This window comes from Streptomyces sp. NPDC001027, from assembly GCF_040299045.1.
Lineage (GTDB): Bacteria > Actinomycetota > Actinomycetes > Streptomycetales > Streptomycetaceae > Streptomyces.
The window spans coordinates 42,458-55,747 of sequence record NZ_JBEPBI010000017.1 but is presented as its reverse complement, the minus strand read 5'-3'; the positions used below and the strand labels follow the sequence as shown (position 1 = coordinate 55,747).

Annotated in this window: 15 protein-coding genes; 9 read left to right on the top strand and 6 right to left on the bottom strand. The window is 70.8% G+C overall.

Translation table 11 applies throughout. The annotated features are described in order from the left end of the window. Window positions 1-92 precede the first annotated feature (92 nt). On the top strand, window positions 93-821 hold the full coding sequence (locus tag ABT300_RS08360) for an RDD family protein (protein ID WP_351673337.1): 729 nt from the start codon (window positions 93-95) through the stop codon (window positions 819-821). Window positions 822-903: 82 nt separating this feature from the next. Here the strand turns inward: ABT300_RS08360 and ABT300_RS08355 are convergent, their stop codons facing one another. After that, complete coding sequence (locus ABT300_RS08355; RefSeq protein ID WP_351673335.1) at window positions 904-1,242, bottom strand: hypothetical protein; 339 nt, start codon at window positions 1,240-1,242, stop codon at window positions 904-906. 388 nt (window positions 1,243-1,630) lie between these two features. On the opposite strand from ABT300_RS08355, the gene ABT300_RS08350 reads away from it, so the two are divergent. Together ABT300_RS08350 and ABT300_RS08345 are read left to right on the top strand one after the other, a co-directional pair. Further along, the gene (locus ABT300_RS08350; RefSeq protein ID WP_351673333.1) at window positions 1,631-3,982 is read left to right on the top strand and encodes an immune inhibitor A domain-containing protein; all 2,352 of its coding nucleotides are present in this window, start codon (window positions 1,631-1,633) and stop codon (window positions 3,980-3,982) included. A 205-nt stretch (window positions 3,983-4,187) separates the two neighbouring features. Next, window positions 4,188-4,544 (top strand): hypothetical protein, encoded by a 357-nt coding sequence (locus ABT300_RS08345; protein WP_351673331.1) that lies wholly within the window; start codon window positions 4,188-4,190, stop codon window positions 4,542-4,544. Between the two features lie 25 nt (window positions 4,545-4,569). Here the strand turns inward: ABT300_RS08345 and ABT300_RS08340 are convergent, their stop codons facing one another. The 4 genes from ABT300_RS08340 to clpS all read right to left on the bottom strand — a co-directional run bounded on the left by ABT300_RS08340 (window position 4,570) and on the right by clpS (window position 7,845). After that, a complete protein-coding gene (locus ABT300_RS08340; protein WP_351673329.1) occupies window positions 4,570-4,992 on the bottom strand; it encodes a M67 family metallopeptidase in 423 nt (140 codons plus the stop codon). Window positions 4,993-5,137: 145 nt separating this feature from the next. Then, window positions 5,138-6,571: an amino acid permease gene (locus ABT300_RS08335; RefSeq protein ID WP_351673327.1), complete on the bottom strand. Its 1,434-nt coding sequence runs from the start codon at window positions 6,569-6,571 to the stop codon at window positions 5,138-5,140. Between the two features lie 336 nt (window positions 6,572-6,907). Beyond that, a complete protein-coding gene (locus tag ABT300_RS08330; RefSeq protein ID WP_351673325.1) occupies window positions 6,908-7,516 on the bottom strand; it encodes a DUF2017 domain-containing protein in 609 nt (202 codons plus the stop codon). An 11-nt stretch (window positions 7,517-7,527) separates the two neighbouring features. Then, the gene (gene clpS, locus ABT300_RS08325) at window positions 7,528-7,845 is read right to left on the bottom strand and encodes an ATP-dependent Clp protease adapter ClpS (protein WP_057574446.1); all 318 of its coding nucleotides are present in this window, start codon (window positions 7,843-7,845) and stop codon (window positions 7,528-7,530) included. A 56-nt stretch (window positions 7,846-7,901) separates the two neighbouring features. On the opposite strand from clpS, the gene ABT300_RS08320 reads away from it, so the two are divergent. The 5 genes from ABT300_RS08320 (at window position 7,902) to ABT300_RS08300 (ending at window position 11,594) form a co-directional block, all read left to right on the top strand. Continuing rightward, window positions 7,902-9,248: a nicotinate phosphoribosyltransferase gene (locus ABT300_RS08320; RefSeq protein WP_351673323.1), complete on the top strand. Its 1,347-nt coding sequence runs from the start codon at window positions 7,902-7,904 to the stop codon at window positions 9,246-9,248. 140 nt (window positions 9,249-9,388) lie between these two features. After that, on the top strand, window positions 9,389-9,973 hold the full coding sequence (locus tag ABT300_RS08315) for an isochorismatase family protein (RefSeq protein ID WP_351673321.1): 585 nt from the start codon (window positions 9,389-9,391) through the stop codon (window positions 9,971-9,973). A 190-nt stretch (window positions 9,974-10,163) separates the two neighbouring features. Beyond that, on the top strand, window positions 10,164-10,259 hold the full coding sequence (locus tag ABT300_RS08310) for a putative leader peptide (RefSeq protein WP_216825713.1): 96 nt from the start codon (window positions 10,164-10,166) through the stop codon (window positions 10,257-10,259). 89 nt (window positions 10,260-10,348) lie between these two features. Next, the gene (locus tag ABT300_RS08305) at window positions 10,349-10,627 is read left to right on the top strand and encodes a MoaD/ThiS family protein (protein WP_057574449.1); all 279 of its coding nucleotides are present in this window, start codon (window positions 10,349-10,351) and stop codon (window positions 10,625-10,627) included. Window positions 10,628-10,643: 16 nt separating this feature from the next. Continuing rightward, a complete protein-coding gene (locus tag ABT300_RS08300) occupies window positions 10,644-11,594 on the top strand; it encodes a PLP-dependent cysteine synthase family protein (protein ID WP_107443741.1) in 951 nt (316 codons plus the stop codon). Between the two features lie 101 nt (window positions 11,595-11,695). Here the strand turns inward: ABT300_RS08300 and ABT300_RS08295 are convergent, their stop codons facing one another. Then, window positions 11,696-12,247 carry a type II toxin-antitoxin system PemK/MazF family toxin gene (locus tag ABT300_RS08295; RefSeq protein WP_351673317.1) on the bottom strand — a complete coding sequence of 184 codons (552 nt, stop codon included), beginning with the start codon at window positions 12,245-12,247 and terminating at the stop codon, window positions 11,696-11,698. A gap of 260 nt (window positions 12,248-12,507) precedes the next feature. Between ABT300_RS08295 and ABT300_RS08290 the strand changes: the two genes are divergently transcribed. Then, entirely contained in the window at window positions 12,508-13,260 is a 753-nt protein-coding gene (locus ABT300_RS08290) for an MBL fold metallo-hydrolase (protein ID WP_351673315.1), read from the top strand. Window positions 13,261-13,290: the final 30 nt, after the last annotated feature.

Here is a 13,290-nt window from a genome sequence, read left to right as displayed (position 1 = left end):
CGCCGGGCCCGGCCGGCCAGGCCCGGCGGGGCGTACCCCGGACGGCCGCTCGCCGGGTGCGGAGCCGGGGGGTTCGCGATCGACTCGGGGGCATGACCAACGAACCGCCTCGCGGATCCGGCGGTGGCGAGCCGCCGGAGGACGACCCGCTCAGGAAGCGGCCGCCGCAGCCCCCGCCCGACGAGGGACCGCCCCCGTTCGGCGCGGGGCAGGGCTCGCCGTACGACGCCCCGCGGGACCCGTACGGGGGCGCGCCGGGCGGCGGCGACCCCTACGGAGGCGGTCCGCACGGAGGCGGCCCCTACGGCGGTGATCCCTACGGCGGCGGCGGGGGCGACCCCTACGGCGGTTACCCGGCGGACCCGCTCGCCGGGATGCCCCCGCTCGCCGACAGCGGCAGGCGCACGCTGGCCCGGATCATCGACATGATCCTCGTCTTCGCAGTGGTGTCGCTGCTGGCATGGGCGTTCGGGGTGGCGCAGTACACCGTGGACGCGGACCGGATCGAGTTCGGCAAGACCTTCGGCCGGGAGCTCGTCACCGCGATCCTGTACGTCGCGTACGACACGATCCTCATCGCCCGGACGGGTCAGACGCTGGGAAAGAGGTGGCTCGGCATGCGGGTGGCCAATCTCGACAACGGCTCGACGCCCTCCGCGCAGACGTCCCTGGTGCGCGCCCTGGTGCTGTGGGTGCCGTTCGCGTTCTGCTGCGCCTGTCTGTGGACGGCGGTCTGCGGCGGCTGGAGCTACTTCGACAAGCCCTACAAGCAGGGCCTGCACGACAAGGCGGCCAAGACGGTGGTGGTCGCCACCCGTTGACGCGCCGTACGGCACGTCAACGGCACGGTGAAGGGCCCGCGACCTCGATCGCGGGCCCTTCACCGTGCCGCCGACGTGCGGGTCAGGGAGCTGTGGGCTCCCGGACGGGTTCGGGCGCCGAGGCGACCGAAGCCGGAACGGGCAGGGTCACGGACCTGGTCCCGGACGTGTGCGCGGGAACCGCGACGGGCGCGGTGGGCCGGCTCACGGCTCGGTTCGCCGCGGAACGGGCGACGGGGGCTCGCGGGGGCTTCGGCGTCGGCACCGTCATGGCGACGAGCACGCCGAGGGCGACCGCGGCGACGACGACGACGGCGATCCCGGGGCCCGAACTGGTCTGCGACAGCAGCAGCATGGCGAGCGTCGAGAAGATGACGGTGCAGGAACCGTACGTGAGCTGTGCGACTGTCGGACGAGGCATGGCAATCGTGTCCTCGGGAGCGGGGGCGGTCTCGACTCTATTCGGCTGCATGCCCGAGCGGAACCAACGGTAAGCGTGACCTAACCCACGGTGCCGGAGCACAGGGGGCGCACGGAGTCATGACGTCCACCAGGTGGACTGCCTCGCGCGCCCGCCGGAGGCTACGCCTCACGCCCGCCGGAGGTTACGTCAAGAATCCGTCACGCGTCCGTAATGCGAACACCGTCTCCCAATAATGCACTTGACCTGTCCAAGTCAAGGTCTGTCTTTTCTTCTAAACCAGTAGTCAAATAGCGTCACTTGACTACACGCGTATAACAGCGCGCGGACTTTCCTTGACAGGAATCCCCCTACCGCGCGGGCTGACGCGTGCGTGGGAGGACATCAAGTGACCAGTAGATCCTGGACGTTCCGCACGGCCGCCACGGTCGTCGCACTCGCGGCGGCCACGGCGACGTTCACGACGTTCGCCGTGGCGCAGGCCGCCGAGAACGACTCGGCGCAGTCCCCGGCGGCGGGCCGGCACGACCCGCAGCCGGCCAAGGCCCGCCAGCACGACTTCGACGGGCCGCTCAGCAAGACGCAGGAGGCGCAGCGCGAGGAGGCGCTCAAGGAGGTCATAGCCGGCCGGTCGTCGGTCAAGAACCGCGACGGCTCGAAGGTCGTCCAGCTCAAGAGCAAGAAGGGCGACAGCAAGTACGTCGAACTCGGCCGCGAGAAGACCGACAAGATCTTCACGATCCTCGTCGAGTTCGGCGACCAGGTCGACAGCCGCTACGGCGGCACGCCCGGCCCGCTGCACAACCAGATAGCCAAGCCGGACCGCAAGCAGGACAACTCCACCGCCTGGCAGGCGGACTACGACCAGAAGCACTTCCAGGACCTGTACTTCGGCGCCGGCAAGAACGCCGAGTCGCTCAAGAAGTACTACGAGAAGCAGTCCTCGGGCCGCTACTCGGTCGACGGCGAGGTGACCGACTGGGTCAAGGTCCCCTACAACGAGGCCCGCTACGGCTCCAACAAGGCCACCACCGGCGCCTGGTACGCGGTCCAGGACGGCGTCAACGCCTGGGTCGCCGAGCGCGAGGCCGCCGGTGACTCGGCCGCCGAGATCAAGGCGGAGCTGGCCCAGTACGACCAGTGGGACCGCTACGACTTCGACGGCGACGGCGACTTCAACGAGCCCGACGGCTACATCGACCACTTCCAGATCGTGCACGCCGGCGAGGACGAGTCCGCGGGCGGCGGCGCCCAGGGCGAGGACGCCATCTGGGCGCACCGCTGGTACGCCTTCGGCACCGACGCCGGCTCCACCGGCCCGGACGCCAACAGGCTCGGCGGCGCCCAGATCGGCGACACCGGGGTCTGGGTCGGCGACTACACCATCCAGCCGGAGAACGGCGGACTCGGCGTCTACGCACACGAGTACGGCCACGACCTCGGCCTGCCGGACGAGTACGACACCTCCGGCGGCGGCGAGAACTCCACCGGTTTCTGGACGCTGATGTCCTCCGGTTCCTGGCTGGGCACCGGCAAGGACACCATCGGCGACCTGCCCGGCGACATGAACGCCTGGGACAAGCTGCAGCTGGGCTGGCTCGACTACGACGTCGCCACGGCCGGCAAGAAGTCGAACCACACGCTGGGCGTCGCGGAGTACAACACCAAGAACCCGCAGGCCCTCATCGTCCAGCTGCCCGACAAGACGGTCACCACCGAGGTGGTCGCCCCGGCGCAGGGCAAGACGCAGTGGTGGAGCGGCAGCGGCAACGACCTGCGCAACTCCCTGTCCCGCTCGGTCGACCTGACCGGCAAGTCCACCGCGAGCCTCACCCTCGACGGCTGGTGGGACATCGAGGCCGACTACGACTTCCTCTACACCGAGGTGTCGACCGACGGCGGCGCCAACTGGACGCCGATCGACGGCAAGCTGGCCGACGGCAGCGCCATCACCCGTGACGGCAGCGGCAAGCCCGCCCTCACCGGCTCGGTGGCGGCCTACCAGAAGCTGACCTACTCGCTGGACGCCTACGCCGGCAAGAAGGTCGCCCTGCGCTTCCGCTACCAGAGCGACGGCGGCGTGGCCCTGAAGGGCTTCGCGGCCGACGAGATCACGGTGACCGCGAACGGCGCGACCGTCTTCTCCGACAACGCCGAGTCGCAGGACGCCGCCTGGACGGCGAACGGCTTCTCCCGCATCGGCGCGTCCATCACGGACGACTACCCGCAGTACTACATCGCCGAGAACCGCCAGTACACGTCGTACGACAAGACCCTCAAGGTCGGCCCGTACAACTTCGGCTTCTCGACGACCCGTCCGTCCTGGGTCGAGCACTACCCGTACCAGAACGGTCTGCTGATCTGGAAGTGGGACACCTCGCAGGCTGACGACAACACCAGCCAGCACAACGGCACGGGCCTCATCCTGCCCGTCGACGCGCACCCGACGCCGATGAAGTGGGCCGACGGCACGTACATGAACAGCCGGATCCAGTCCTTCGACTCCACCTTCGGCCGCGCCGCGACCGACGCGTTCACGCTGCACAAGGCGGGCGTCGCGACCAAGGTCAAGTCGCGGATCGGCATCCCGGTCTTCGACGACGGCACGTCCACGTACTGGGACGCGAAGACCCCGCTCGCGGGCGTGAAGATCACTGACACCAACACCCGCATCAAGATCGTCAAGGAGCCGGCGGACGGCTCGACGATCGGCCTGCAGGTCGGACCGTCGGCGAAGTAGTCGACGTTTTCGCAGGTCAGACGCGTATCGGCGGCAACCCCTTGGCGGGTTGCCGCCGATCGTGTTTAGGTGCCTCCTGTGCCCTTCTTATTGACAGTCCCCTCGACGCCCGCTCCGACGCCGGCATCGACACCGACTCCGACCCGCACATCGGCGCCGCCCGTGGCGCCGATGCCGATACCGACGCGCACGGGGGTGTGACCGCATGGCCGCAGGAGGTTTCTGCAAGCTGCCCGACGGCATGGTGGTGGTGGCGCTGAACCTGCCCCGCCCCGCGGCGCGGGAGGGCCTTCCGGGCCCCTCCGCGGACGTCCGGTTCCTCGTCCACGCCCACAACCGCGCACGCGCCCTGACCCGGCTGCGCAACCTGGGCCTGCGGGCCGTCTACCTGCGCGGCAACGCGGCGCCCCCGACCCCGGACGAGATCACGGCCGTCCTGCACCACCCCGACGGCCTGGTCTGGCGCACCGCCCCCGACAACGGCGTCCCCGTCGCCGGCGGGTCCGCGGGCCCCCAGCTGTGGCGCCCCGTCCGCGCCCTCCTCGACGCAGCGGCGGCCTAGGCCGGCCCGCCCGCGCCGCGGCGGCTCAGTACGCCTCCACCACCCGGACGTCCTCCTCGGTGACCACGCCGTCCACGATGCGGAACGAGCGGAACTGGAACTCGCCGAGGCCGTCGGTGTCGGCGGTGGAGACCAGGACGTAGTGCGCGCCGGGCTCGTTGGCGTAGGAGACGTCGGTGCGGGAGGGGTGGGCCTCGGTCGCGGTGTGGGAGTGGTAGATGACCACCGGCTCCTCGTCGCGGTCGTCCATCTCGCGGTACAGCTTCAGCAGGTCGCCCGAGTCGAACTCGTAGAACGTGGGGGACATGGCCGCGTTCAGCATCGGGACGAAGCGCTCCGGGCGGTCCGTGCCCGCCGGCCCCGCGACCACGCCGCACGCCTCGTCGGGGTGGTCCTTGCGCGCGTGGGCGACGATCCGGTCGTGCAGGTCCTGGGTGATGGTCAGCATGGTCGCCAGGATAAGCAAAGGGGCCGTCCCGTACCGAGGAGTGGTACGGAACGGCCCATATCGCGGACGGTCAGGGCGGGCGCCGCAGGGAGCGCCACGAGTGCTCCCTGCGACGCGGCCGCCCGGCCGACGTCCGGCCGGCGCCTCAGCCGACCTTCTCGAACTCCGGCTCGCGCCGGGCGGCGACCTGCGGGTTGCGGCTCTTCAGGACCGCCCAGCCGACGCCGAGGGCGGCAGCCCAGCCCGCCATCACGTACAGGCAGACCCGCGAGTCGGCGTCGTACGCGATCAGGCCGGTGACGAAGAGCAGGAACACGATGGCCACCCAGCTGAACGCCGAGCCGCCCGGGGCCGGGAAGCTGGACGCGGGCAGCCGGCCCGCGACGACCGCGCGGCGGTACAGGACGTGGCTGATCAGGATCATCAGCCAGGTCCAGATGCCGGCCGCGGTGGCGACGGAGGTGACGTAGCCGAAGGCCTTCTCCGGGACGACGTAGTTCAGGATCACGCCGATGCCCATGAAGAGCACCGAGATCGTGATGCCGAACGCCGGCGTCTTGGACGCGGACAGCCTGCGGAAGACCGCCGGGGCCTCGCCGCTGTCGGCCAGGTTGCGCAGCATGCGGCCGGTCGAGTACATGCCGGAGTTGCACGAGGACAGCGCGGCCGTCAGCACGACGAAGTTGACGATGCCCGCGCCCGCGGGGATGCCGATCTTCGCGAAGGCCGCGACGAACGGTGAGACGCCGGGTGCGAACTCGGTCCACTTCACCACGCACAGGATGACGGTGAGCGCGCCGACGTAGAACAGCGCGATCCGCCACGGCAGCGTGTTGATGGCCTTCGGGAGGGTCTTCTCCGGGTTCTCCGACTCGCCGGCCGTGACGCCGACCAGCTCGACCGCGAGGTAGGCGAACATGACGCCCTGCAGGGTCATCAGGGACGAGCCGACGCCCTTGGGGAAGAAGCCGTCGAAGGCCCACAGGTTGGAGACGGCGGCCGTGTCGCCGGCCGAGCTGAAGCCGAAGGTGAGGACGCCCAGACCGATGACGATCATGCCGATCAGCGCGGTGACCTTGACCATCGAGAACCAGAACTCGAGCTCTCCGAAGACCTTCACGGAGATCAGGTTCACCCCGAACAGGATCACCAGGAAGACCAGCGCCGTGACCCACTGGGGGACGGCCGGGAACCAGTAGTTGACGTAGATCGCGGCGGCCGTCAGCTCGGCCATGCCGGTGACGACCCACATCAGCCAGTACGTCCAGCCGGTGAAGTACCCGAAGAACGGGCCGAGGAACTCGCGGGAGTACTCCGCGAACGAGCCCGAGACCGGGCGGTACAGCAGCAGCTCGCCGAGCGCCCGCATGATGAAGAAGACGATCGCGCCGGCGAGGGCGTACATCACGATGAGGCTGGGGCCGGCCTTGGCGATGTTCGCCCCGGCCCCCAGGAAGAGGCCGACGCCGATGGCGCCGCCGATGGCGATCATCTGGACCTGGCGGCTGCCGAGTCCGCGTTCGTACCCCTCTTCGGGAGTGTCAGTGACGGCGGTGTCAGTGACCTTCTCAGAGGACATGTAGTGGTGCGCCTTTCTCCATGCCGATCCGGACCTCTCGTCGGCCTCGGATCGGGTTTCGATCCCCCCGGACTGATGGAGCGATGCCTGGCCGGCGATCAACCGGCTCGGTGGCGCACCCGGCGGAACATACGGGTGGTGTTCGCCGGGCGGTCGTGAAGATTTATCACGCCCGCAATATCGGTCAGCGGCGGAACGTGTGGCGCACGACACCAGAAGAAGCGGATGAACGTGACACAAAGAGGACACTCCCGGCCGTCGCGGTGACGCGATCGTTATCCGGATTTGAGCGTCCTCTGAGCGAACGGGAAATGCGTGCGAACCGGTGCGTAACGGCTACGGCGTCAGGGTCGTCACCAGGGTCTCCTGGAGCCCGCCCAGCCACAGGTACGCCATCACCATCGGCTTGCGCGGGTCCTCGTCCGGCAGCCGGTAGAGGAGGTCGGTGTCCTCCTCGTCGGTGATCTCCAGCCGGGAGCCGATCGCCAGCCGCAGGTCGTTCAGCGCCCGCAGCCACTGCTGGGACTCCTGCGGCGTCAGCTTCAGCACCGCCCCGCCCCCGCCGGCCGCCTCGGAGGCCAGCTCGTCCAGCGAGCGGACCACCGTGAGGGCGTTCTCCCGCTTGCCGGCCCGCAGGTCGTTCTCCGTGTAGCGGCGGAACTCGGCGGAGTGCGCCTTCTGCTCGTCCGCCTCCCGGGGCCCCGGGGTGGCCTCCGGGTCGGTGTAGGCGTCGGGGAAGAGCCTGCGGAGCACAGGATCGGCGGGCGGCTCGCTCGGCCCCTCGGCGAAGAGCTCGGCGAGCGGGTCGTCGGGGGCGTCCTCGGCGGGGCCGGGGCCGATCAGCTCCAGGAGCTGCACGGCCAGCGACCGGATGATGGAGATCTCGACGTCGTCGAGCGCGACGGCCGCGCCGCCGCCGGGGAGCGGTTCGAAGTGTCCAGGCATATGAGGGGAGGCTACTTCCGGTCCTGCTGGAGGGTGGCCCACAGGCCGTACCCGTGCATGGCCTGCACGTCGCGTTCCATCTCCTCGCGGGAACCGCTGGAGACGACCGCCCGGCCCTTGTGGTGGACGTCGAGCATGAGCTTGGTGGCCTTGTCCTTGGAGTAGCCGAAGTACGCCTGGAAGACGTACGTCACATAGCTCATGAGGTTGACCGGGTCGTTGTGGACGATCGTGACCCAGGGGACGTCCGGCTCGGGTACGGCGAAGACCTCCTCCGCCGACTCGGTGCGTTCGATCTCAAGGGGAGCGGGTGACGTCACAAGGCCCATGCTGCCACGCCGCACCGAAATCGTCACACCGACGAAAAGGGGGTAGCATCCTCGTCATGAACACAGCGGACCTTGGGCTGCCGGTGCGAGTCCCGTCGACGGCGCTCTTCACGGACCAGTACGAGCTGACGATGCTGCAGGCCGCGTTGAAGGCGGGCACCGCCGAACGCCGCAGCGTGTTCGAGGTCTTCACCCGCCGGCTGCCCGACGGCCGGCGCTACGGCGTCGTCGCCGGCACCGGCCGGGTCCTGGACGCGGTGGAGAACTTCCGCTTCGACGCCGACCTCCTCGGCTTCCTGCGCGAACGCCGCATCGTCGACGAGACGACCCTCGACTGGCTCGCCCGATACCGCTTCTCGGGTGACATCAGCGGCTACCCCGAGGGCGAGGTCTACTTTCCCGGCTCGCCGATCATGCGCGTCGAGGGCTCCTTCGCCGAGTGCGTCCTCCTCGAGACCGTCATCCTCTCCATCCTCAACCACGACTCCGCCATCGCCGCCGCGGCCTCCCGCATGTCCTCCGCCGCCGGCGAGCGCCCCCTCATCGAGATGGGCGCCCGCCGCACCCACGAACTCGCCGCGGTCGCCGCCGCCCGCGCCGCCTACATCGGCGGCTTCACCACCACCTCCGACCTAGCCGCCGGCTTCCGCTACGGCATCCCCACCGTCGGCACCAGCGCCCACGCCTTCACCCTCCTGCACGACGAGGAGCGGGACGCCTTCCGCGCCCAGGTCGACTCCCTCGGCCGCGGCACCACCCTCCTCGTCGACACCTACGACGTCGCCGAGGCCGTCCGCACGGCCGTCGACGTCGCCGGACCCGAGCTCGGCGCCGTCCGCATCGACTCCGGCGACCTCCTCCTCGTCGCCCACCGGGTGCGCCGGCAGCTCGACGACCTCGGCGCCACCGGCACCCGCATCATCGTCACCTCCGACCTCGACGAGTACGCCATCGCCTCCCTCGCCGCGGCCCCCGTGGACGCCTACGGGGTCGGCACCCAGCTCGTCACCGGCTCCGGACACCCCACGGCCTCCATGGTCTACAAGCTCGTCGCCCGCGCCGGGTCCGACGACCCGGCCGCGCCGCTCGTCCCGGTGGCGAAGAAGTCGTCCGGCGGCAAGACCTCCGTCGGCGGCCGCAAGTGGGCCGCCCGCCGCCTCGACGCCAACGGCGTCGCCGAGGCCGAAGTCGTCGGCACCGGCGACGTCCCCGCCGAACTGGCCGACCGCGGGCTCCTCGTCGACCTCGTCAAGGGCGGCGAGGTCGTCGCCCGCGAGCCCCTCGACGCCGTCCGCGACCGCCATGTCGCCGCCCGCGCCGGCCTGCCCCTGTCCGCCACCCAGCTCTCCCGCGGCGAACCCGTCATCCCCACGGAGTATCTGCACGGCCCGTCGGGTAGCTAGGGCGTGGGCCCTGAGGGAGGGGGCGCGCCGGACCACCGGTCCGCCCCCTCCCGTACCGCCGGCAAAGTCTCTAGGCTCAATTACTTCACCTTTCCTCCGGCTCGGAAGAACCGGAGGACCCCCACCGAAGGACACCGACCATGCGCCGCGCCTTGATCGTCGTAGACGTGCAGAACGACTTCTGCGAGGGGGGCAGCCTCGCGGTGGCCGGCGGCGCCGACGTGGCCGCCGCCATCACCGAGCTCATCGGGCAGGCCCCCGCCGGGTACCGGCACGTCGTCGCCACCCGCGACCACCACATCGCGCCCGGCGGCCACTTCGCCGACAACCCCGACTACGTCCACTCCTGGCCCGCGCACTGCGTCGCCGGCACCGAGGGCGTCGGCTTCCACCCCAACTTCGCCCCGGCCGTCGCCTCCGGCGCCGTCGACGCCGTCTTCTCCAAGGGCGACTACGCGGCCGCCTACAGCGGTTTCGAGGGCGCCGACGAGAACGGCGTCAGCCTGGGCGACTGGCTGCGGGACCGGCAGATCGACGAGGTCGACGTGGTCGGCATCGCCACCGACCACTGTGTCCGGGCCACCGCCCTGGACGCCGCCCGCGCCGGCTTCCGCACCCAGGTCCTGCTGTCCCTCACCGCGGGCGTGGCCGAGGCGACCACCGACCGCGCCCTGGAGGACCTGCGCGCGGCGGGCGTCCACCTGACCGGAAAGCCCGTCGTCTGACGCCCCCGCCCCCGCCGCCCCAGGCCCCCCGCCGCCGGGACGCGCGGCCCGGGCCGCACCCGCGCCCGCCGGGCGAGCCGGCCGTACCGGGAGGCCCCCCAACCGGCGCGATCCCACTCTCTGGACCCCATCCGTCCGCCACGTGAGATCACACTCCGGACGCCTGACCGGGAATCGATACGATGAGCCCATGGTTCTGAACGACGTGAGCGACAAGACGCCGGGCGCACTGCTCGTGGCGCGGCTGCACGTCGACCTGTGCAGGCTCGCCAGCGCCATCTGTTGACGCAGGTCCTGCCGCCGTGGGCCGTGAGCCGCGGCGTCCCACACGCACGTTTTCGCGCTGCCCACACCTTCCGACAGGAGCCCTCAGCCATGGCCATCGAGGTCCGCATCCCCACCATCCTGCGCCAGTACACCGACGGTCAGAAGGCGGTGGAGGGCAGCGGTGAGACCCTCGCCGACCTGTTCACCGACCTCGAGACCCGCCATGCGGGCATCCACGCCCGCATCGTGGACGACGGCAAGCTGCGCCGCTTCGTCAACGTGTACCTCAACGACGAGGACGTCCGCTTCGTCGACGGCATCGACACCAAGCTGACCGACGGCGACACCGTGACGATCCTGCCGGCCGTCGCCGGCGGCATGGCCTGATCGGCCGCCGGACCCCATGCGTTACGACTCCCCGCTGGCCGCGGTGGGCAACACCCCTCTGGTGCGCCTGCCGCGGCTCTCGCCGTCCGCCGACGTCCGCATCTGGGCGAAGCTCGAGGACCGCAACCCCACCGGCTCCGTCAAGGACCGCCCCGCCCTGCACATGGTCGAGCAGGCCGAGAAGGACGGCCGCCTCACCCCCGGCTGCACCATCCTCGAGCCCACCAGCGGCAACACCGGCATCTCCCTCGCCATGGCGGCCAAGCTCAAGGGCTACCGCATCGTCTGCGTGATGCCCGAGAACACCTCGCAGGAACGCCGCGACCTGCTCGCCATGTGGGGCGCCGAGATCATCTCCTCCCCGGCCGCCGGCGGCTCCAACACCGCCGTGCGCGTCGCCAAGGAACTCGCCGCCGAGCATCCCGACTGGGTGATGCTCTACCAGTACGGCAACCCCGACAACGCGGGCGCCCACTACGCCACCACCGGCCCCGAGATCCTCGCCGACCTCCCCTCCATCACCCACTTCGTCGCCGGCCTCGGCACGACGGGCACGCTGATGGGCGTCGGCCGCTTCCTGCGCGAGAACAAGCCGGACGTGAAGATCGTCGCCGCCGAGCCGCGCTACGACGACCTCGTCTACGGCCTGCGCAACCTCGACGAGGGCTTCGTGCCCGAGCTGTACGACGCCTCCGTCCTCACCACCCGCTTCTCCGTCGGCTCCGCCGACGCCGTCACCCGCACCCGGGAACTCCTCCAGCAGGAGGGCATCTTCGCCGGCGTCTCCACCGGCGCCGCCCTGCACGCCGCGATCGGCGTCGGCAACAAGGCGCTGAAGGCGGGGGAGAGCGCCGACATCGCGTTCGTCGTGGCGGACGGCGGCTGGAAGTACCTGTCGACCGGCGTCTACACCGCGGCCACCACGGAGGAGGCGATCGAGACCCTCCAGGGCCAGCTCTGGGCGTAGAGCCCGGGCGGCTCCGGTTTCCTACGGGCCCGGTTCCCGGAGCGCCCGCTTCCCCGAAGCAGCCGCTCCGGTGAGAGTCGCGGGGAACCAGGGCCCGGACCTCAGGCGGTCAGATGACGGACCTGGTCCCACAGGACCGGGTCCACGACCCCCACCCGGCGCCGGAACTCCCGCACCGGGACCTGGCGCAACTCGTCCGTCTCCAGGAAACTCCGCCGCCCCTGCGCGTCCCCGACGGCCCCCGGCGGCAGCGGGATCACTCCGGGCCGCTCGTCCCGGTACCTGCTGGTGATCTTCGCGACGGTCACCCGGTCGCCGCGCACCGCCAGCACCAGACACGGCCGGTCCTTGGCCCGCGCGTCCCCCGCCGCCGTCCCGGCGCCGAAGGAGCGGGGCGACCCGCGCCGCCCGGCCGCCCACGATTCGGGCGCGTCCTCGAACGGCACGTTAGCCCACCAGATCTCCGCCGGCTGCGGCCGCCCCGCGCGATCACGCCCCCGTGCCGGCCGTCCCGTCGCCGGGCGCTTCGGCCGACCGGGCGGCCGGCTCCCGCCCTCCCGCGGACGCCGCCCACGACCCCAGCCGTCCACGAGCGCGGCGACCAGCGCCAGCAGTACCACCGCGGCGAGCGCGAGCCACCAGGACGTGTCCATACGACGACGTTACCGGCGGCCCCACCAGCGCGCGACCATCAACGCGCGCCCCCTGTTGCATCCCGCACGCCCTTGGTCCAGCCGAACCGGTGACAGCGCAGGTGAGTTCGCCCACAACGGCCCCTGGCGGAGGAGCGACCCGGGGTTTTGCGCCTTACGCTCGACGAACCGCACGACCCCCGTCGCCCCATGTGACGATCAAGCGTTCACGGTCCCTTCCGGACCCTTCCCGGTTACCCGCCAGCGGAGGTTTCTGCTTTATGAAGCTCACCGTCGTCGGCTGCTCGGGGTCGTTCCCCTCCGCGGAATCGGCCTGCTCGAGCTACCTCGTCGAGGCCGACGGCTTCCGGCTGCTTCTCGACATGGGCAACGGCGCCCTCGGCGAGCTGCAGCGCCACTGCGGTCTCTACGACCTCGACGCGATCTTCCTGAGCCATCTGCACGCCGACCACTGCATCGACATGTGCGCGTACTTCGTCGCGCGCTACTACCGGCACGACGGCGGGCGCTGCGACCCCATCCCGGTCTACGGCCCCGAGGGCACCGAGCACCGCCTGACCACCGCCTACGCCGACACCCCCTCGGCCTCCTCCATGAGCGAGGTCTTCGACTTCCACACCGTCAAGCCGTCCACCTTCGACATCGGCCCCTTCACCGTGCACACGGAGCGGGTCGCCCACCCGGTAGAGGCATACGGCATCCGCGTCGAGCACGGCGGCCGATCGCTGACGTACTCCGGCGACACGGGCGTCAGCCCCGCACTGCTGGAACTCGCGCGCGACACGGACCTGTTCCTCTGCGAGGCCGCCTTCACGCACGGCAAGGAGAACATCCCCGACCTGCACCTCAACGGCCGCGAGGCCGGCGAGACGGCGAGCCGGGCGGGCGCGCGCAAGCTGGTGCTGACCCACATCCCGCCGTGGACCGACCCCCAGGTCAACCTCGCCGACGCCCGCGCGGTGTTCGACGGCCCGGTGGAACTGGCCGCGCCCCGGCAGACGTACGAGATCTGAGTTCCCCGCACGCCGAAATGACGAAGACCC

Excerpts from the sequence above, each read along its gene's own strand:
- ABT300_RS08360 (WP_351673337.1), top strand. The coding sequence starts at position 93 with ATGACCAACGAACCGCCTCGCGGATCCGGCGGTGGCGAGCCGCCGGAG.
- ABT300_RS08355 (WP_351673335.1), bottom strand. The coding sequence starts at position 1,242 with ATGCCTCGTCCGACAGTCGCACAGCTCACGTACGGTTCCTGCACCGTC.
- ABT300_RS08345 (WP_351673331.1), top strand. The coding sequence starts at position 4,188 with ATGGCCGCAGGAGGTTTCTGCAAGCTGCCCGACGGCATGGTGGTGGTG.
- ABT300_RS08340 (WP_351673329.1), bottom strand. The coding sequence starts at position 4,992 with ATGCTGACCATCACCCAGGACCTGCACGACCGGATCGTCGCCCACGCG.
- ABT300_RS08335 (WP_351673327.1), bottom strand. The coding sequence starts at position 6,571 with ATGTCCTCTGAGAAGGTCACTGACACCGCCGTCACTGACACTCCCGAA.
- ABT300_RS08330 (WP_351673325.1), bottom strand. The coding sequence starts at position 7,516 with ATGCCTGGACACTTCGAACCGCTCCCCGGCGGCGGCGCGGCCGTCGCG.
- clpS (WP_057574446.1), bottom strand. The coding sequence starts at position 7,845 with ATGGGCCTTGTGACGTCACCCGCTCCCCTTGAGATCGAACGCACCGAG.
- ABT300_RS08320 (WP_351673323.1), top strand. The coding sequence starts at position 7,902 with ATGAACACAGCGGACCTTGGGCTGCCGGTGCGAGTCCCGTCGACGGCG.
- ABT300_RS08315 (WP_351673321.1), top strand. The coding sequence starts at position 9,389 with ATGCGCCGCGCCTTGATCGTCGTAGACGTGCAGAACGACTTCTGCGAG.
- ABT300_RS08310 (WP_216825713.1), top strand. The coding sequence starts at position 10,164 with ATGGTTCTGAACGACGTGAGCGACAAGACGCCGGGCGCACTGCTCGTG.
- ABT300_RS08305 (WP_057574449.1), top strand. The coding sequence starts at position 10,349 with ATGGCCATCGAGGTCCGCATCCCCACCATCCTGCGCCAGTACACCGAC.
- ABT300_RS08300 (WP_107443741.1), top strand. The coding sequence starts at position 10,644 with ATGCGTTACGACTCCCCGCTGGCCGCGGTGGGCAACACCCCTCTGGTG.
- ABT300_RS08295 (WP_351673317.1), bottom strand. The coding sequence starts at position 12,247 with ATGGACACGTCCTGGTGGCTCGCGCTCGCCGCGGTGGTACTGCTGGCG.
- ABT300_RS08290 (WP_351673315.1), top strand. The coding sequence starts at position 12,508 with ATGAAGCTCACCGTCGTCGGCTGCTCGGGGTCGTTCCCCTCCGCGGAA.